Annotated in this window: 16 protein-coding genes; 9 read left to right on the forward strand and 7 right to left on the reverse strand. The window is 62.3% G+C overall.

Features of this window, described 5'->3' with window-relative positions:
- The first annotated feature begins 39 nt into the window (after nt 1–39).
- The 9 genes from NKI20_RS15440 to NKI20_RS15480 all read left to right on the forward strand — a co-directional run bounded on the left by NKI20_RS15440 (nt 40) and on the right by NKI20_RS15480 (nt 8,084).
- On the forward strand, nt 40–480 hold the full coding sequence (locus tag NKI20_RS15440) for a DUF411 domain-containing protein (protein WP_023759570.1): 441 nt from the start codon (nt 40–42) through the stop codon (nt 478–480).
- Nucleotides 481–575: 95 nt separating this feature from the next.
- Nucleotides 576–1,103 (forward strand): TlpA family protein disulfide reductase, encoded by a 528-nt coding sequence (locus NKI20_RS15445; protein WP_352831714.1) that lies wholly within the window; start codon nt 576–578, stop codon nt 1,101–1,103.
- 13 nt (nt 1,104–1,116) lie between these two features.
- Nucleotides 1,117–1,452 (forward strand): hypothetical protein, encoded by a 336-nt coding sequence (locus NKI20_RS15450; RefSeq protein WP_352831716.1) that lies wholly within the window; start codon nt 1,117–1,119, stop codon nt 1,450–1,452.
- Complete coding sequence (locus NKI20_RS15455) at nt 1,452–2,165, forward strand: SCO family protein (protein ID WP_352831718.1); 714 nt, start codon at nt 1,452–1,454, stop codon at nt 2,163–2,165. Before NKI20_RS15450 ends, NKI20_RS15455 begins: the two co-directional genes overlap by 1 nt.
- A 306-nt stretch (nt 2,166–2,471) precedes the next feature.
- Nucleotides 2,472–2,945 carry a hypothetical protein gene (locus NKI20_RS15460; RefSeq protein ID WP_352831720.1) on the forward strand — a complete coding sequence of 158 codons (474 nt, stop codon included), beginning with the start codon at nt 2,472–2,474 and terminating at the stop codon, nt 2,943–2,945.
- A 153-nt stretch (nt 2,946–3,098) separates the two neighbouring features.
- Nucleotides 3,099–3,521, forward strand: a complete 423-nt coding sequence (locus tag NKI20_RS15465; protein WP_352831721.1) for a hypothetical protein — start codon at nt 3,099–3,101, stop codon at nt 3,519–3,521.
- 267 nt (nt 3,522–3,788) lie between these two features.
- Complete coding sequence (locus NKI20_RS15470; protein WP_352831723.1) at nt 3,789–5,648, forward strand: ABC transporter ATP-binding protein; 1,860 nt, start codon at nt 3,789–3,791, stop codon at nt 5,646–5,648.
- Nucleotides 5,648–7,540: an ABC transporter ATP-binding protein gene (locus NKI20_RS15475; protein WP_352831725.1), complete on the forward strand. Its 1,893-nt coding sequence runs from the start codon at nt 5,648–5,650 to the stop codon at nt 7,538–7,540. The genes NKI20_RS15470 and NKI20_RS15475 overlap by 1 nt, the downstream gene beginning before the upstream one ends.
- Nucleotides 7,541–7,751: 211 nt before the next feature.
- A complete protein-coding gene (locus tag NKI20_RS15480) occupies nt 7,752–8,084 on the forward strand; it encodes a hypothetical protein (protein WP_352730880.1) in 333 nt (110 codons plus the stop codon).
- Between the two features lie 47 nt (nt 8,085–8,131).
- Here NKI20_RS15480 and NKI20_RS15485 read toward each other — a convergent pair whose 3' ends face one another.
- From NKI20_RS15485 to NKI20_RS15515, 7 genes are all read right to left on the reverse strand, one after another.
- The gene (locus tag NKI20_RS15485; protein ID WP_352831727.1) at nt 8,132–8,914 is read right to left on the reverse strand and encodes an ABC transporter ATP-binding protein; all 783 of its coding nucleotides are present in this window, start codon (nt 8,912–8,914) and stop codon (nt 8,132–8,134) included.
- 10 nt (nt 8,915–8,924) lie between these two features.
- Nucleotides 8,925–9,788: an ABC transporter permease gene (locus NKI20_RS15490; RefSeq protein ID WP_352831729.1), complete on the reverse strand. Its 864-nt coding sequence runs from the start codon at nt 9,786–9,788 to the stop codon at nt 8,925–8,927.
- 28 nt (nt 9,789–9,816) lie between these two features.
- The gene (locus tag NKI20_RS15495; protein WP_352831786.1) at nt 9,817–10,824 is read right to left on the reverse strand and encodes an ABC transporter substrate-binding protein; all 1,008 of its coding nucleotides are present in this window, start codon (nt 10,822–10,824) and stop codon (nt 9,817–9,819) included.
- Between the two features lie 296 nt (nt 10,825–11,120).
- Nucleotides 11,121–11,852: a histidine utilization transcriptional repressor HutC gene (hutC, locus tag NKI20_RS15500; protein WP_352831731.1), complete on the reverse strand. Its 732-nt coding sequence runs from the start codon at nt 11,850–11,852 to the stop codon at nt 11,121–11,123.
- 31 nt (nt 11,853–11,883) lie between these two features.
- A complete protein-coding gene (locus NKI20_RS15505) occupies nt 11,884–12,909 on the reverse strand; it encodes a zinc-dependent alcohol dehydrogenase (protein ID WP_352831733.1) in 1,026 nt (341 codons plus the stop codon).
- Between the two features lie 14 nt (nt 12,910–12,923).
- Nucleotides 12,924–14,246 (reverse strand): histidinol dehydrogenase, encoded by a 1,323-nt coding sequence (gene hisD, locus NKI20_RS15510; RefSeq protein WP_352831735.1) that lies wholly within the window; start codon nt 14,244–14,246, stop codon nt 12,924–12,926.
- Between the two features lie 202 nt (nt 14,247–14,448).
- The gene (locus NKI20_RS15515; RefSeq protein WP_352831737.1) at nt 14,449–15,222 is read right to left on the reverse strand and encodes an SDR family NAD(P)-dependent oxidoreductase; all 774 of its coding nucleotides are present in this window, start codon (nt 15,220–15,222) and stop codon (nt 14,449–14,451) included.
- Nucleotides 15,223–15,254 lie beyond the last annotated feature (32 nt).

A 15,254-nucleotide genomic window follows, 5' to 3' on the forward strand; every position in this document is an offset into this window, starting at 1 on the left:
TCTCGTCAAAACAACAATAAGACAACAAGGAGAACTGCAATGAAACTGACTTACTCTCTCGCCGCTTTCGCCGTCGCGATCGCAATGCCGCTGCCGGCTGTCGCGGCGACGATCAACGCGGTGATGTACAAGAACCCGCAATGCAGCTGCTGCGAATCCTATGCCAACTATCTGGAACACAACGGCTTCAAGGTCGACATCAAGCCCGTCAACAATCTGTCCCAGATCAGCAGTGACGCCGGCGTGCCGGCGGACCTCGAAGGCTGTCACACACTGATGGTCGACGGCTATGTCGTCGACGGGCTGGTGCCGGTCGATATCGTCAAGAAACTGTTGACCGAACGGCCCGCCATCACCGGGATCACGCTGGCCGGCATGCCGACCGGTGCCCCCGGCATGGGTGGCGAGAAGGCTGGCCCTTTCATCGTCTACGCCTTCACCAAGGACGGCAAGGCGCCCACGATCTACGCGACGGACTGAAAGGCAAGCGCCATGTCTGCCGATACGTCGGACTGCCCTGCCCGAACCTGGCTCGCCATGACGTTCCTGCGGCTTGAATCGAGGGAACGGCAGCTATGAAGATGGTCGCTCTCGCTCTCTTCGGCGCACTGCTCGCGGTGCCTGGACCTGCGACGGCCGGCGAGCCGCCGCAGAATTTTGCTGTTCAGGCGAGCCCGCAGCCGCTTCCGGAGATTCAGTTCCAGGACGGCGATGGGCAACCCAAAACGCTCGCCGATTTTTCCGGCAAGGTCGTGCTGCTCAACATCTGGGCGACGTGGTGCGCTCCCTGCCGCAAGGAAATGCCGACGCTCGACAGGCTGCAGGCCAAACTCGGCGGGCCGGACTTCGAGGTCGTCGCGCTGTCGATGGATCGCGGCGGTCCGGACAAGGTGAAAAAGTTCTTCGCCGAGATCGGTATCGAGCATCTCGCCCTCAACATCGACACGTCGGCCAAGGCGATGTTCGCGCTCGGCGCCGTCGGCCTTCCCATGACATTGCTGATCGACCGCCGAGGCAAGGAGATCGCCCGCCTGATTGGTCCGGCTGAATGGGATGCTCCCGAGATGGTCGACTTCATCCGCAGCCATTTTGCTGCCAACTGAGAAGGAATTCACTGTGACCACTACAGAACTGATCCGAGCCAATGAGGCCTCGTTCGGCCGCAATGTCCTCGCTTCGATTCGCTACTATCTCGGCGGCCGACGTGGCTTCCCCGCATTGGCCGCGGCCGTGATAGTCGCAGGCCTTGCATCCAACTGGAGCTGGCTGGCCGCGGCGGGCGTCACGCCGCTGCTTCTCAGCGCTTTGCCCTGCGTCGCAATGTGCGCGCTCGGCCTTTGCATGCACAAGATGACAGGTCGCGCCTGTCCGGCCGAAGACGGTCCCCCCAAAGCTGACGAGGTCACCGTTGGTCCGACAACGGTGCCCGCCGATCTGAAAGGCAACAGTTGATGCCAGTCCGTATCCAAGAATGGATGCATTTCCTGCGGTGCCTGATTTCCGTAGCTGCGCTGATTGTGGGCTTCGTCCACGGCGCGCAAGCGCACTCGCTGGAAGAACTCGACGCCATGCTTCAGGGCGACGAAAAGTATTTCCAGCAGATCGACAAACCCGCGCCCGACTTCACGCTGCGCACCGCGGACGGGCACATGGTGCGGCTGGCTGATCTGCGTGGCAAGGTTGTCGTCCTCCATTTCATCTACACATCGTGCACGGACGTTTGTCCCTTGCATGCCGAGAAGATCGCCGAGATCCAGAAAATGGTGAACGGCACGCCGATGAAGGACCAGGTCACCTTTGTCAGCATCACCACAGATCCGACGAGAGACACGCCGGACGTGATGCGAAAATACGGGCCAACGCATGGGCTCGATCCCGTCAATTGGGCGTTCCTGACCACAACCCAGGACCAGCCGGAGGACGCTACCCGCACGCTGGCGGAAGCTTTTGGCCACAAATTTACCAAAACGGACGACGGCATTCAGGCGCACGGCATCGTCACGCATGTGATCGACAAGGAGGGCCATTGGCGCGCGAATTTCCATGGCCTGGATTTCGCACCGATCAATCTCGTCACCTTGGTCAATGCGCTGACCAATAGCATCGAGCGGCCGCATCACGAACAGCAAGAGGGCTGGCTGGCGAAATTAAAGAACCTTTTCTGAAGCATCATCCGAAGGAAGGAGAACCCTATGATCTATAATTCAGGGCAATTCGGCGGAGTTTCCGGCAAAATGGCCCGTTCCCTCATGCTGGCCATTGCAACGCAGCCGCCAGGTGGCGCAGATCATGGCGGGCTTCGTCGTCGGCGGCCGGATTTTCCCGGGCGCGACCGATCTTGCGACCATGAAGAGCCTGGTCGAGCAGGCCAGGGCCGCCAAATGAGCCAGATATCGCACCCCAGTCGACGAACGGTTCTGCGCGGCATTTTTGGGGCCGCCGCGATTATGGGCTTCCTCAGGGATACAGATTTGGCATTCGCAGCGGAGGATCCAGGCCTGGCGAGCCGCTTCAAAGACCTCAGCGAAAACGGCAACAGCACGTGCTCGGCCAAATTCACGGAATCGATCGCCACCATGCCGAGCACCTCGCGGATCAAGGGCTCGTGCTGCAGCCCGATGGAAATGAAGCGCTATGTCGAGCAGGTGAACGGCTTGGCCAGATACCGAGACATAGCGATGATCCCGAGCGATCCGTACGATATCCCGGCGGGCATCGCGCAGAAGATGATGCCTTACTACGATGTGAAACTCACCAGCACCGAACAGCAGACCTACGACTATGCGATGGCAAATTCCGAGGAGAAGGGTCCGTGCTGCTGCCAATGCTGGCGCTGGAAAGTGTATGGCGGCCTGGCGAAATACCTGATCCGCGGGCACGGCTTCATCGGCAAGCAGATCGTCGATGTCTGGGACCTGTCCGACGGCTGCGGCGGCGGCATGTGAAATTGTCGCGGCGTACTGACTTGCGGTAACCGGAAGCCCGGAGTTCTACCGCCGAGATGGACTTCGGCGCTTCTTCGCATACAAGTAAATGCGTTTGTGCTAATATATCATCGCCATGCACCTTCGTGCGTGACCAACCAATGGGAGGACGCGATGAAAACCATGAATCGCAGGTCTGCAATTGCTCTCGGTATGACGGCCGCCGCGGCGACGCCTTTTTTTGCCCTGACGGCGTCCGCGAAGGTCAAGAAATACGGCCCGAAGGAAGGCAAGGAGATTGCGCCCGGTGTCAGACTGGTTGAGGTCGGCACCGGCAACTCCGACATTCCCGCCTACAAGAGCATCGCGATTGTCGACATAGTCTTTCAGCCCGGAGCACACGCCCCTCAAACCGTGATGGACAACGACATGGTCTGCACGATCACTTCCGGCGCGTTCACCATCAAGAAGGCAGACAAGGAATTCAAGCTCAAGACAGGTGACATGTACACCTGCTCCAAGGGCAAGACCGACGAGGCGACGAACACAAGCAAGGAGGTCGGTGTGCATCGTATCGCCGTCCTGATACCTGCCTAGCAACTGGAATTCCGGCCGGACGGGTGGTTGCGCCTCGTCCGGCCGTCTCCTGCCTAACTGCGGCTGCCGGCCTCGTCGGCCGATGGCCGCTGCGTGCCGGTCCCGGCCATGCACCGGGTCACACTTGCAGCATGTTGCTTCAGGCACAGTGCGCTGACGGCATTGGCTCTTGAACGGTGGAGCCGGACCCGCGTACCATCGCGCCATCTGAATTGAGTCTGCTTTATTAGTCCGGGCTAACGTCCGGATTGGTCTGGATATTTTCCTTTGAACACGCAAGCAATCGGCGGCGCGCCGGAGCGCGGCAAATCGTTTGCCCACGTGGCGGAAGCCTCCTGGGGCAAGGGTCTCAGCACCTTGCTCCGCATCGTGCGCATGACGCTGCGCCATCCCTGGCAGGTCGCCATCACCATCGTCTCGACCTTCATTGCCGCGACGCTGCAGCTGTTCATTCCACGGTTGCTGGGACGCGCCATTGACCAGGCGCAGGGCGTCATGACCACGGGTGCCGGCACTGCCGCAGAGCAAGCGCTGTGGAACACGGCGCTGACGCTGCTCGTCGTCAGCATCCTGCGCGGTCTCTTCACAATGGCGCAGAACTACTATGGCGAGGCTGTCGGCCACCGCACCGGCTATGAACTGCGCCTGGCATTCTATGAGAAGATCCAGCGATTGAGCTTCTCCTTCCACGACAGGGTCCACACCGGCGATCTGATCACGCTCGGCCTGCTCGATCTCGACGGCGTGCGCATGTTCTTTTCCACCGGCATCCTGCGCGTCGTGCTGCTCGGCGTGCTGATCGGCGTCGGAGCTTATCTGCTGATCAGCACCGATCTCGTGCTCGGGCTGCTCAGCTTGAGCTTCGTGCCGTTCGTTGCCTGGCGATCCTCAGTCACCCAGCTTGCATTGCGCAGCACCTGGCTAACGTTGCAGGAGCGCCTCTCGGTGCTGAGCCGGGTGATGGACGAGAATCTCGGCGGCATCCGTGTCGTGCGCGCCTTCGCGGCGCAGCGGCACGAGCTCGAAAAATTCGACCGCGCCAAGCTGTCGGCATTGGAGCTTGCCAATCAGCGCGTCGACATCCGCGTCTCCAACACCAGCGCCATGAACTTCTCCTTCCTGGCAGCCATGGGCTTGGTGCTCTGGTTCGGCGGCCAGAAGGTGATCGCGGGCCAGATCAGCGTCGGCACGCTGGCCCAGTTCCTCACCTTCATGACCATCCTGCAGATGCCCGTTCGCCAGCTCGGCCTGATGGTCAACTCGTTCGCGCGCGCCTCGACCTGCGGCACGCGGCTGTTCGAGCTGCTCGATGCCGAGCTCGACATCGAGGACGCGCCCGGCGCCAAGGACCTCGTCGTCACCGACGGCGTGCTGTGCTTCGACAATGTCGGCTTCCGCTACGAGGGCGCGGGCGGACGGCCGACGCTGTCGGGCATCTCCTTCGAGGCCCGGTCCGGCGAAACCGTCGGCATTGTCGGCCCGCCTGGCAGCGGCAAGTCGACCATCGCGCACCTGATCCCGCGCTTCTACGACGTCACTTCTGGTGCGATCACCATCGACGGCCAGGATATCCGCAAGGTGACGCTGCAATCGCTGCGCAAGGCCGTCGGCGTCGTGCAGCAGGATGCCTTCCTGTTCACCACCTCAATCGAGAACAACATCGCCTACGGCAATCCTTGGGCACGCGAGACCCGCATCGGGCAGGCCGCCGAATACGCCCAGCTGCACAACTACATCATCGGACTTCCGGCGGGCTACACCACGGTGGTCGGCGAACGCGGCGCGTCGCTTTCAGGCGGCCAGCGGCAGCGGCTGACCATCGCCCGCAGCCTGATGCTGCGGCCGTCGGTGCTGATCTTCGACGATTCCACCGCGGCCATAGACGCCGGTACCGAGCAGCGCATCCGGGCGGCGATGAAACGCTTCGCCAGGGATCGCGTCACGCTCATCATCTCGCACCGGCTGAGTTCGCTGATGCATGCCGACCAGATCCTGTTCGTCGAGGGCGGCCGGATCGTCGAACGCGGCACGCATGAGCAATTGCTGGCGCTCGGTGGACGCTATCGCGCGCTCTACGATCTGCAGCTGCGGCCGGACGACGATCGGCCCTTGGCGGGAGCCGCGTGATGTCGACACAGAGCGACGACGACAAGGAAGACACCAGTGGCCGGCCGACAAAGGCCGTCGTCGGCTCCCATCGCGACGAGGAAGAGGTTTTCGGCAAAGCCTATGATCCGCGCATTATCAGGCGCATCTGGAGCTTCGTGAGACCCTACCAGAGCCGGATTTTCATCTCGGTCGCTGCGGTGCTGGTGTTCACCCTGACGCAATTGGCGATCCCGCTGGTCATCCGCTACGCCATCGACCACGGCATGACGGCGGGCCGACTCGACCAGTCGGTGATGATCGCCGCGACCGGCGCGTTCACGCTGGTCATCGTCATCAACTATGCCGCCAGCTATGTTCAGGAAAGCGTCGTCGGCAAGGTCGCCGAGAACGTGCTGTCCGATCTGCGCCGTGCCATGTTCAGCCATCTGCAGCGTGTCTCGCTGAGCTTCATGGACAAGACCGAGGTCGGCCGGCTGATGTCGCGCCTGCAGGGCGACGTCAATTCGATGCAGGAATTCCTCGAGACGTCTGTCATGTCGGTGGGCGACATCGTGCTCTTGTTCGGCATTGTCAGCGTGCTTTTGTGGCTCGATTTCCGGCTCGGCCTGCTGACGCTGTCGACCATGCCGGTGCTGTTCGTCGTGCGCCTGTTCTGGCTGCCGCGCGCCAAGGTCGCCTTCATGGCCGCGCACGAAACCAACTCGATCGCCAACGGCGCGCTGGCCGAAGGCATTCATGGCGTACGCACGGTGCAGAGCCTCGAGCGCCAGCACGTCAATTTCGACCTTTACGACGAGAAGGTGCTGGCCAATCTCAATGCCCATCTGCGCTCGGCGAAATATGCGCAGGTGATGGTGCCGATCGTCGACACGCTGACCGGCATCGCCATGGCGACGGTCATCGTCGTCGGTGGTTCGATGGTGCTCTCGCACAGCCTCGATATCGGCGTCATGGTAGCGTTCCTGTTCTACATCCAGCGCTTCTTCGACCCGATCCGCTCGCTGACCATGCAATACAGCGTCATGCAGCGCGCCATGGCTTCGGGCCAGCGCATCTCCGAAGTGCTCGATGTTCCCGTGGACGTCAGTGACAGGCAAGGCGCCGTCGCCCTGTCGCGCGACATGGACGGCTCGGTCGAGTTCAGGAACGTCACCTTCGGATACCGGCCGAACCAGCCGGTGCTAAAGAACATCTCCTTTCGCGTCAATCCGGGCGAGACCGTGGCCCTTGTCGGTCCGACCGGGTCGGGCAAGTCAAGCTCGATGGCGCTGGTGCACCGTTTCTACGATGTCTGGTCGGGTCAGGTCCTGGTCGGTGGCCACGATGTGCGTGACCTGACGCAGGATTCGCTCGGCGATCAGGTGGCGATGGTGCTGCAGGAGCCGTTCCTGTTCTCAGGTTCGGTGCTGGAAAACATCCGCTATCACAAGACGAGTGCCAGCCGCGAGGAAGTGGTGCGTGCCGCGAAAGCCGTCGGCGCGCACGATTTCATCGAGAACCTGCCCGATGGCTACGACACCGAGCTCGAGCAGCGCGGCGGCAATCTCTCGCTCGGCCAGCGCCAGCTGATCAGTTTTGCGCGTGCGCTGGTGGCGGATGCGAAGATCCTGGTGCTCGACGAAGCCACGGCCAGCATCGATTCCTACACCGAGATGCTGATCCAGAAGGCGCTGGTCAAACTGCTGGAAGGCCGCACAGGGCTGGTTATCGCCCACCGTCTGGCCACCATCCGCGGCGCCGACCGCATCATCGTGCTGCAGAACGGAGAGATCGTCGAAAGCGGCAACCACGAACAGCTGATGCAGGGGAAAGGCCTTTACGCCCGCCTCTACAACATGAACTACGCTTCGTTCGATGACATTTCTGGGGAAGAAATGGCAATGGACGCGGCGCTCGGCAAAGCGACCTGAGTGCGGCCGGCAGGGTTCGACCCGACAGATCGCCTGCTGCCCGTGCGTTTTCTGACAAGGCCTATGTGCGAGATCGCCTGAGTGAGGCAAGCGGCGATTGCGCAATACGGCCGTTGTCCAAAGATCGCTTGTCCCGATTTTGTGAAGGAACGTGTGGGTGCAGAATCCGTTTTCGTCCCGTGCATGTCTCGCATGAACAGGAGGCATCCTCATGAAACGGCAGATGATGCTCACCGGTGCCATTGTCTTGGCGGCCGCGAGCGCGATCTCTTTTAGCACTGTCGCCGATGCCGCGGTCGTCAGGCACCATTCTGTCCGCCATGCCGCGGCACATCGCGGCGGCGAGCATCGGCACGTGGTTCACCGGGAATATCTACGGACTGACGTGTGGGTTGGCGGCGGTTGGACGGGCGACAACTCGGCCGGTGACAATGCCCGGATGGACAGCTACTACAATGGTTACGGCAGCTACCATGGGTATGTCGGCGACTTTTGCGGAACCGTCGCGTGGACGCTCGGTCTATGCGGTCCCCACGGCCCCTGATTCCTGACTTATATGTGGGGCCAACGAATTGTTTGACCGCCCGGATGCTACGCCATTTCGGGACGTCTTGACGCCTCGCGAATGGCCTTGTGGACGCCGCGCTGCAGATCCATGAATGCAGGGCTTTCCATCACCTCTTCGCGGCGCGGACGCTCGATATCGACGTTGAATGTCTGCGTGATGCGCCCCGGACCGATCCCCATGACGACGATCCGGTCCGACAGATAGACGGCCTCCTCCACGTCATGGGTAACAAACAGGACGGTCAACCTGTGTTCCTCCCAGATCTGCGTCAGCAGTTCCTGCATCTGGTGCCGGGTCAAGGCATCGAGCGCGCCGAAGGGCTCGTCCATCAACAGCATCTTGGGCCGATAGGAAAGCGCACGGGCGATGGCAACGCGCTGCTTCATGCCGCCGGAGAGTTCGGCCGGATAGCGATCGGCGCTGTCCGACAGCTTGACGAGCTTGAGATGCTCTAGCGCGATGCTGCGGCAGGTCGAACGGTCGTAGCCGGCGGCCTTGAGGGCGAACTCGATGTTCTGCCGCGCCGTCAGCCAGGGAAGCAGCGTGTAGGACTGGAAGACGACGCCGCGGTCGAGCCCCGGCTGCAGGATCGGCGCGCCATCGATGCTGAGATCGCCGGCGTCGAAATCCTGCAATCCGGCGACGATCGACAGCAGCGTGCTCTTGCCGCAGCCCGATATGCCGACCAGGGAGACGAACTCGTTGTCGGCAAGATCGAGGTTGATGTCGCGCAGCACTTCCTTGCGCCGCTCGCCCGTGCCGAAGCTCTTGTTGAGACCGGCGATCCGCAATTTGGGAGAGCTCATCGGCGGCACCTCATTGCGAGCGGCCCTCCTGCTTGAACAGCACCTTTTCCAACGCCTTCATGACTTGGTCGGTGATCAGGCCGAGCAGGCCCAAGAGCAGGATATAGCCGATGATGGTGTTGGTCTGGAAATAGCGCTGCGACACGGTGATGCGATAGCCAAGCCCCGAGGTCGCCGCGACGAGTTCGGCCAGCACCAGCCAGGTCCACGCCCAGCCGAGGCTGATGCGCAGCGTATCCCAGATACCCGGCAAGGCGCTGGGGACGACAATGCGCGTCAGGATCTTGCGATCCGGCAGGCCGAGCGTGCGCCCAAGGCCGATGAAATCGGCGGGAACCCGTTTGACGTTGTCCATGATCATCAGCACCTGCTGGAAGAAGGTGCCGATGAAGATGATCAGGAATTTTTGCGTATCGCCGGTACCCGCCCACAGGATGGAGAGCGGCACGAAGGCGACGACCGGCATGTAGCGGATGAAATCCACCAGGGGTTCGATGGCCGCTTCCCAGGAGCGGAAGCTGCCGATCAGAACGCCGATCGGTATCGACAGTGCCGAGGCGATGAGGAAGCCGATGGAAATGCGGTACATCGAGGCTTTGAGGTCCAGCCACAACGTGCCGTCAGCGGCGAGCTTCGCGATCTGCGTCGCGACGCTGCCCGGCGACGGCAGAAAGATCGGCTTCACCAATCCCAGTCCGGTCGCCGCCCACCAGGCAAGGCCAAGCCCGACAAAGACAGCCACGGCGATCGTCAGGAAACGCGACCTGGCGATGGGCGCGCCGATCCCTGAGGATCGGCGGCGCCTCGCCGGTTTCGTAATAGGGCCTGGCGCGGAATGCGCCGGGCCTGTTTCCGCCGGTCGCTTCGCCGACATTTGCGTCACCACAGCGATCCGGCCTTGGTCATTCCGCCGCCTTGACGAAAGACGGGTCGATCATCTGTTCCGGCGTTACATCGGCCTGCAGCAGCTTGGCGTTCTTGGCAGCGGCTTCGACATCGGCGAAGGTCTTCGTGCTGAAGTCGCCGGTGAGCGCCGTCTTGTTTTCGGCGAGCGAGTAGTACCGCACGCCGTCAAAGGCGGTGTTGAGGTCCTTGACGTCCGAACCGACGGCCTTGGCAATGATGGCGCGGCCGCCTGATGTATCGGCTTTGTAGTCCTTGAGCGCCGCGTCCCAGCTCTTGATCATGGCCAGCACCTGGCCGGGCCGCGACTTGATCACCTCGTCGCGCACCACCAGCACGTCGCTGATCAGGCCGGGATCCTCGCCGGCGGTGAACAGCAGCTTGACGTCCTTGTTCTGCGCCATGGCGACAGTGAGGTACGGTTCATAGGTTACCGCGACCGGCACCTGGCCGGCGATCAGGGCGCCGCCTGCGTCGGATGCCGGCATCGGCACGGGCTTCACGTCGTCGATCGACATGCCGTTCTTGGCGAGCGCGTATTTGAGCAGGATGTCGCTCGTCGTGCCTTCCTCGAAGGCGACTTCCTTGCCCTTGAGGTCCTTGATAGAGGTGATGTCCTTGCCGGCGATCATGGCATCGGCGGTCATGCTGACATCGAGCAGCAGTACGATCTTCACCGGCAGGCCGGCCGCAACCATGCCCATCGCCGTGTGCGTGGCGATATTGGCGGCGTCGAGCTGGCCGCTTGCGAGCGCCGCGTTGATGTCCTTGTCCTCGGCGAAATTGACGATCTGTACGTCGGTCAAACCGTTTGCCTTGAACAACGCCTTGGCCTCGGCGACATGCCACTGGCCATAGCCAAGCCAGGGCTCGATGCCGATCTTGAACGCTCCCGCCTCGGGTGTGGTGGGAATGGCCGCATCGGCTGCGTAGGCTGCCGGGGCGGCGGCGAGCCCGATGGCGGCGGCCATCACGAGCGCGCGAAATTGTCCTGTTAGGTTACGCATCATCTTTGTTCCCCTTGATGATCAGACCGCTTTTCTTACCCAGGCGTCCGGTCTGTTGAGACTGCGGGTTTCTGCTCTTGCGGCACTGTGCCTCGGCGTCTTACCTGCCACCTCATGGTGAAGTGCGAGGATATTTCAGCGTCAGCAGGACCGGATGTCAAGGCTAAAATACATACATGCATATACAAGTTGGAAGGGACTCAATTTCGACTTTGATCGTGCGCCTCTGCCTGCCCTCAATACATGCAAAATACATTGGCAACGAAACCTTTCCATCTTGCGTCGCAGCGTTGCCGTCAGCTATTTTTGGAAGGGGAATAGCGGCTGCCGAGCGAGTAGCGGCTGCCGGCATAAGTCAGCCTGCTGATCGTCGCCACCACCGCGCCCGTCCATGTCCGGCGGTGCAGGAAAAGGCAGCAGGCGCCCACATCGATGCCGAGATGCCGCGCCGTCTCGGCATCAGCCGGGATCGCCGAGATGATATGCTCGACCTCGCTCACCGGGGTTTTCTGCATCAGGTAGTCATAGGTCGCCGTCTTCGAAAAATCCTGCTTGTCGTAGTCGGGTATCAGGGCCGGATTGACGAAGCGCTCTTCCAGCTGCACCGGCAGATCGTTCTCGAAATTGACGACGACGGAGTGATAGATCGAGACACGTTTTGGAAATTCGAACGACAGCGCCAACTCCTTAGTCGGCATGATCGTTTCGAGCACGAGGACTTCGGAGCGATGCCTGTTGCCGCGCTCGACGATTTCCGCCGCGATATTGTTGATCTCGATCAGCGTGGATTGCGGCCGCGGTGGCGCAATGAAGGTTCCCACACCTTGCAGCCGGGTCAGAAATCCCGCCGCGGTCAATTCCCGCAAGGCGCGGTGCACCGTCATCCGCGATACGCCCAGCGACGCCACCAACTCATTCTCGGACGGCAGTTTGCGATCCTTGCTCCACTTGCCGGTTCCGATATTCGTCAGAATATAGTCTTTCACCTTCTCGTACAGAGGGCTGGCCGTATCGGGCAAAGTGATCATTTCAAAGTCCTTTCCGGCGATTGATCGGAAATCACGACTGCTCGACAGGTTGCCGCATGCGGATGATTGTTTTCAAGCCGTCGCTGCGCCCTGCCAACAGCCGCTCATAGGCGGCGGGAAGCTCATCCAGGCCGATCTCCTGGTCGATCAGGGCCAGCAGCGGTTCGCTGAGTTCACCCAGCATCCGGACGGCCTCGGGCAGCTCGTCGGCAAAGGCGTGGCATCCCAGCAATCCGATTTCGCGTTCGACCAGACTATTGGGATCGATGTCGAGGCGGCCATGGAAGATGCCGACCATCGCGACCGTGCCGCCGGGATCGAGAACGCGGAGCAACTGGTTCAGTGCCGCGATGCTGCCTGTCGCTTCGACGGCCGCGAGCAACGGGGCATTGGCGGTAGCGCTGGCAATGGCATCCCTGTTCAGGTCGACGATCGTTGCCCCGGTCACCCGCGCCACCCGGGCGCAACGGGTCAGGTTGCGGTCGGCAACCAGCAGGGGGCCGGCGAAGGTGCGTGACAGCAGCAACGCGGCGAGACCGCCGATGGGTCCACAGCCGACGACCAGCACGGAACCTGCCGTTTTCGGCAGCCGCCGCACCGCGTGCAGCGCCACCGCCAGCGGCTCGGCCATCGCCGCGACCCGCTCGTCGAACGCGGCATCGATGACATGCAGCAGCCGCGCCGGCAGCACCGCCTGTTCTGCAAATCCGCCGTCGCAGATCTCACCCACGAAGCCCAGCGACACGCAGAGATGGCGCCTGCCGGCACGGCATTGCGCACACTCCCCGCACCAGAAGCGGGAATCGGCAATTACCCTGTCGCCGATGACGAACCTGTCCACGCCCTCGCCAATGGCGATCACCGTGCCGGTCACCTCATGGCCCGCCGTCGAAGGCGACCGGCTTATCCATTGGCCGGTGCGGAAATTGTGCAGGTCCGAACCGCAAATGCCGGCGGCATCGACCCTCAGCTTCACCCAGCCCGCACCCGGCGGGCCTGGCGTGGCGATATCCTCGACGCGCAGGTCGCCGGGTCCATAAAGTCGGGCGGCCTTCATCGCGACGTGTCCGCTCAGCCGGCGAGATAGCGGTCGCGGATCTCCGACACCGCGTTCTCGTGCGAACTGAACCCCTCGTAGCGGGCGAGCCTGCGCGCATGCAGAGCGAGTTCCGGATAGGCCGCCGAGGTCACATAGCCGACCGATGAGCGCTTGACGAAATCCGTCACCGAAAGCGGCCCATAGGTTCGCGCCCAGCGGCTGGTCGGCAGTACGGCATTGGGTCCGAGGACGAAATTGGCAAGGGTAACCGGCGTGTGCGGTCCCATGAGGATTTCGGCCGCCTCGGTGATGCGTCCGAGATGCGCGAACGGCTCCTTCGACAGAATCTCGAGATGTTCGGGCGCATAGTCGTTGATGAAAAGGTAGCTGTCTTCCAGCGACGCGGTTAGCACGATGCCCCCGCGCTTGCCGGTCAGCACAGCGCGCGAGAACTCAACACGCTGTTCGGTCATCCGCGACCAGTGATCAGGAAGTGCAGCGAGTGCTGCTTCGGCGACCTTGCGGCTGTGCGTCACCAGATAGGCCGAGGAATCCCGCCCGTGCTCGGCTTCGATGAGAAGATCAAGCGCGGCAAGGCCGCCGTCGATGCTGTCATCGGCAAAGATGATCGCTTCCGACGGGCCGGCTGGAAGACCCGTATTGATGACCGAGGACAACACGCTCTTGGCCGCCACCACCCACGGGCTGCCGGGACCGACGATCTTGAGTGCGGGCTTCACTGTCTCGGTGCCGTAGGCGACGGCGGCGACGGCTTGCGCGCCGCCGCATTTGTAGACGGTCCCGACGCCGGCAAGGCGCGCGGCGACCAGCGTTGCAGCGTCCACCGAACCATCCGATGTCGGCGGCGTCACGATGGCGATCTGCGGCACGCCGGCAATCACCGCCGGTACCGACGTCATCATCGTCACCGACGGGAAGGCGCCCTTGCCGCGCGGCACGTAAAGCGCAACGGAAGCGATCGGCGTGTACCTGTCGCCGGCATAGGCTCCCGGCCGGACCTCCTTGAGCCACATCGTTTCCGGCTTCTGCTCCTCGTGGAAATGCCGGATGTTGTCGATACCGAACTGGATGCTCTCCACGACATCTTTTTCGACCTTGTCGAACGCCGCGTCGAACTCAGCTTCCGACACCTGCAGTTCGCCCTCGGCGACATTGGCCTTGTCGAGTTCCCTGGCAAACCGAATCAAGGCGGCGTCGCCTTCGTCCTTGACGGCCTGGATGATCGGCCGGACCTTCTCGACGAAGACCGTCAGATCGGTCTCGGCGCGCTTCAGCAGACTGGCGCGCTGGTCGGCATCGATGGATGACAAATCGTGGAAGCTGATGTCGGACATGGCAGCTGGTTCTCCTGGGACTTTTCGAACGCAATGACGGCTGGTCGGCCATCTTTCGGCGGGCCGACGGGTCGACCCGGGACGAGGATCAAAGCCATCGCGAGGCTTCGCCCGGACATAAAGTATATACATGTACGTATGACGGTCGCCAGCAATTTTTCCACCGTCCTTCCGATCGAAACTGCCGAGGCAAACTGCTCCATCAGATCGAGGCGAGAAAGCCGCCATCGACCGGGATGGACTGGCCGGTGATGTAGGCCGCGGCATCCGAAGCAAGGAACACCGCGATGCCGTGCAGGTCGTGGAGATCGCCGAAGCGGCGCTGCGGAATCTTGGCCAGCATCGACTGCTGCCATGCTTCGCTGCTGTAAAACACGTCGGTCATCGCCGTCCTGAAATAGCCCGGCGCAATGGCGTTGACCCGGATGCCAAGCTCCGCCCACTCCGCCGCCAGCGCCCGCGTCATGCCGAGCAGACCCGACTTCGAAGAGCCATACGGCACCGCCGTGGGGATTCCGACTTCCGATGTCAGCGAACACAAATTGATGATGGCGCCGGAACAGCCGGCGTCCCGCATCTGCCGTGCGGCGGCCTGGGCACAGAAGAACGCTCCCTTCAGATTTGTATCGACGATCCTGTCCCACAGCGCCTCATCGACATCGAGCGAGGGCCGCACCTCCTCCATCCCGGCATTGTTGACGAGAATATCGAGACCGCCAAGCAGGCCGGCGGCCTCGGCGGTTGCTGCCCGGCACCGCTCGACATCGGTGACGTCAAGTGCGATGGCGTGCGCCACCCCGCCGGCCGCGCGGATGGCTGTCGTCGTCGCCTCAAGCGAAGCCAGGCCGCGGGCCGTGACCGCGACGTCGGCGCCGGCTGCGCTCAGCGCCTCGGCGATGCTGCGCCCGATGCCGCGGCTTGCGCCGGTGACAAGCGCCTTCCTGCCGGAGAGATCGAAGAGAGAAGCATTGCGCATGTGATCCTCCTTGCTGTGCCGGCTTCGGTTTC

The sequence above is a fragment of the Mesorhizobium sp. M0830 genome (assembly GCF_040319965.1).
Taxonomy (GTDB): domain Bacteria; phylum Pseudomonadota; class Alphaproteobacteria; order Rhizobiales; family Rhizobiaceae; genus Mesorhizobium.

Excerpts from the sequence above, each read along its gene's own strand:
- hutC (WP_352831731.1), bottom strand. The coding sequence starts at position 11,852 with ATGATCACTTTGCCCGATACGGCCAGCCCTCTGTACGAGAAGGTGAAA.
- NKI20_RS15480 (WP_352730880.1), top strand. The coding sequence starts at position 7,752 with ATGAAACGGCAGATGATGCTCACCGGTGCCATTGTCTTGGCGGCCGCG.
- NKI20_RS15490 (WP_352831729.1), bottom strand. The coding sequence starts at position 9,788 with ATGTCGGCGAAGCGACCGGCGGAAACAGGCCCGGCGCATTCCGCGCCA.
- NKI20_RS15485 (WP_352831727.1), bottom strand. The coding sequence starts at position 8,914 with ATGAGCTCTCCCAAATTGCGGATCGCCGGTCTCAACAAGAGCTTCGGC.
- NKI20_RS15445 (WP_352831714.1), top strand. The coding sequence starts at position 576 with ATGAAGATGGTCGCTCTCGCTCTCTTCGGCGCACTGCTCGCGGTGCCT.
- NKI20_RS15440 (WP_023759570.1), top strand. The coding sequence starts at position 40 with ATGAAACTGACTTACTCTCTCGCCGCTTTCGCCGTCGCGATCGCAATG.
- hisD (WP_352831735.1), bottom strand. The coding sequence starts at position 14,246 with ATGTCCGACATCAGCTTCCACGATTTGTCATCCATCGATGCCGACCAG.
- NKI20_RS15505 (WP_352831733.1), bottom strand. The coding sequence starts at position 12,909 with ATGAAGGCCGCCCGACTTTATGGACCCGGCGACCTGCGCGTCGAGGAT.
- NKI20_RS15515 (WP_352831737.1), bottom strand. The coding sequence starts at position 15,222 with ATGCGCAATGCTTCTCTCTTCGATCTCTCCGGCAGGAAGGCGCTTGTC.
- NKI20_RS15455 (WP_352831718.1), top strand. The coding sequence starts at position 1,452 with ATGCCAGTCCGTATCCAAGAATGGATGCATTTCCTGCGGTGCCTGATT.
- NKI20_RS15475 (WP_352831725.1), top strand. The coding sequence starts at position 5,648 with ATGTCGACACAGAGCGACGACGACAAGGAAGACACCAGTGGCCGGCCG.
- NKI20_RS15465 (WP_352831721.1), top strand. The coding sequence starts at position 3,099 with ATGAAAACCATGAATCGCAGGTCTGCAATTGCTCTCGGTATGACGGCC.
- NKI20_RS15495 (WP_352831786.1), bottom strand. The coding sequence starts at position 10,824 with ATGCGTAACCTAACAGGACAATTTCGCGCGCTCGTGATGGCCGCCGCC.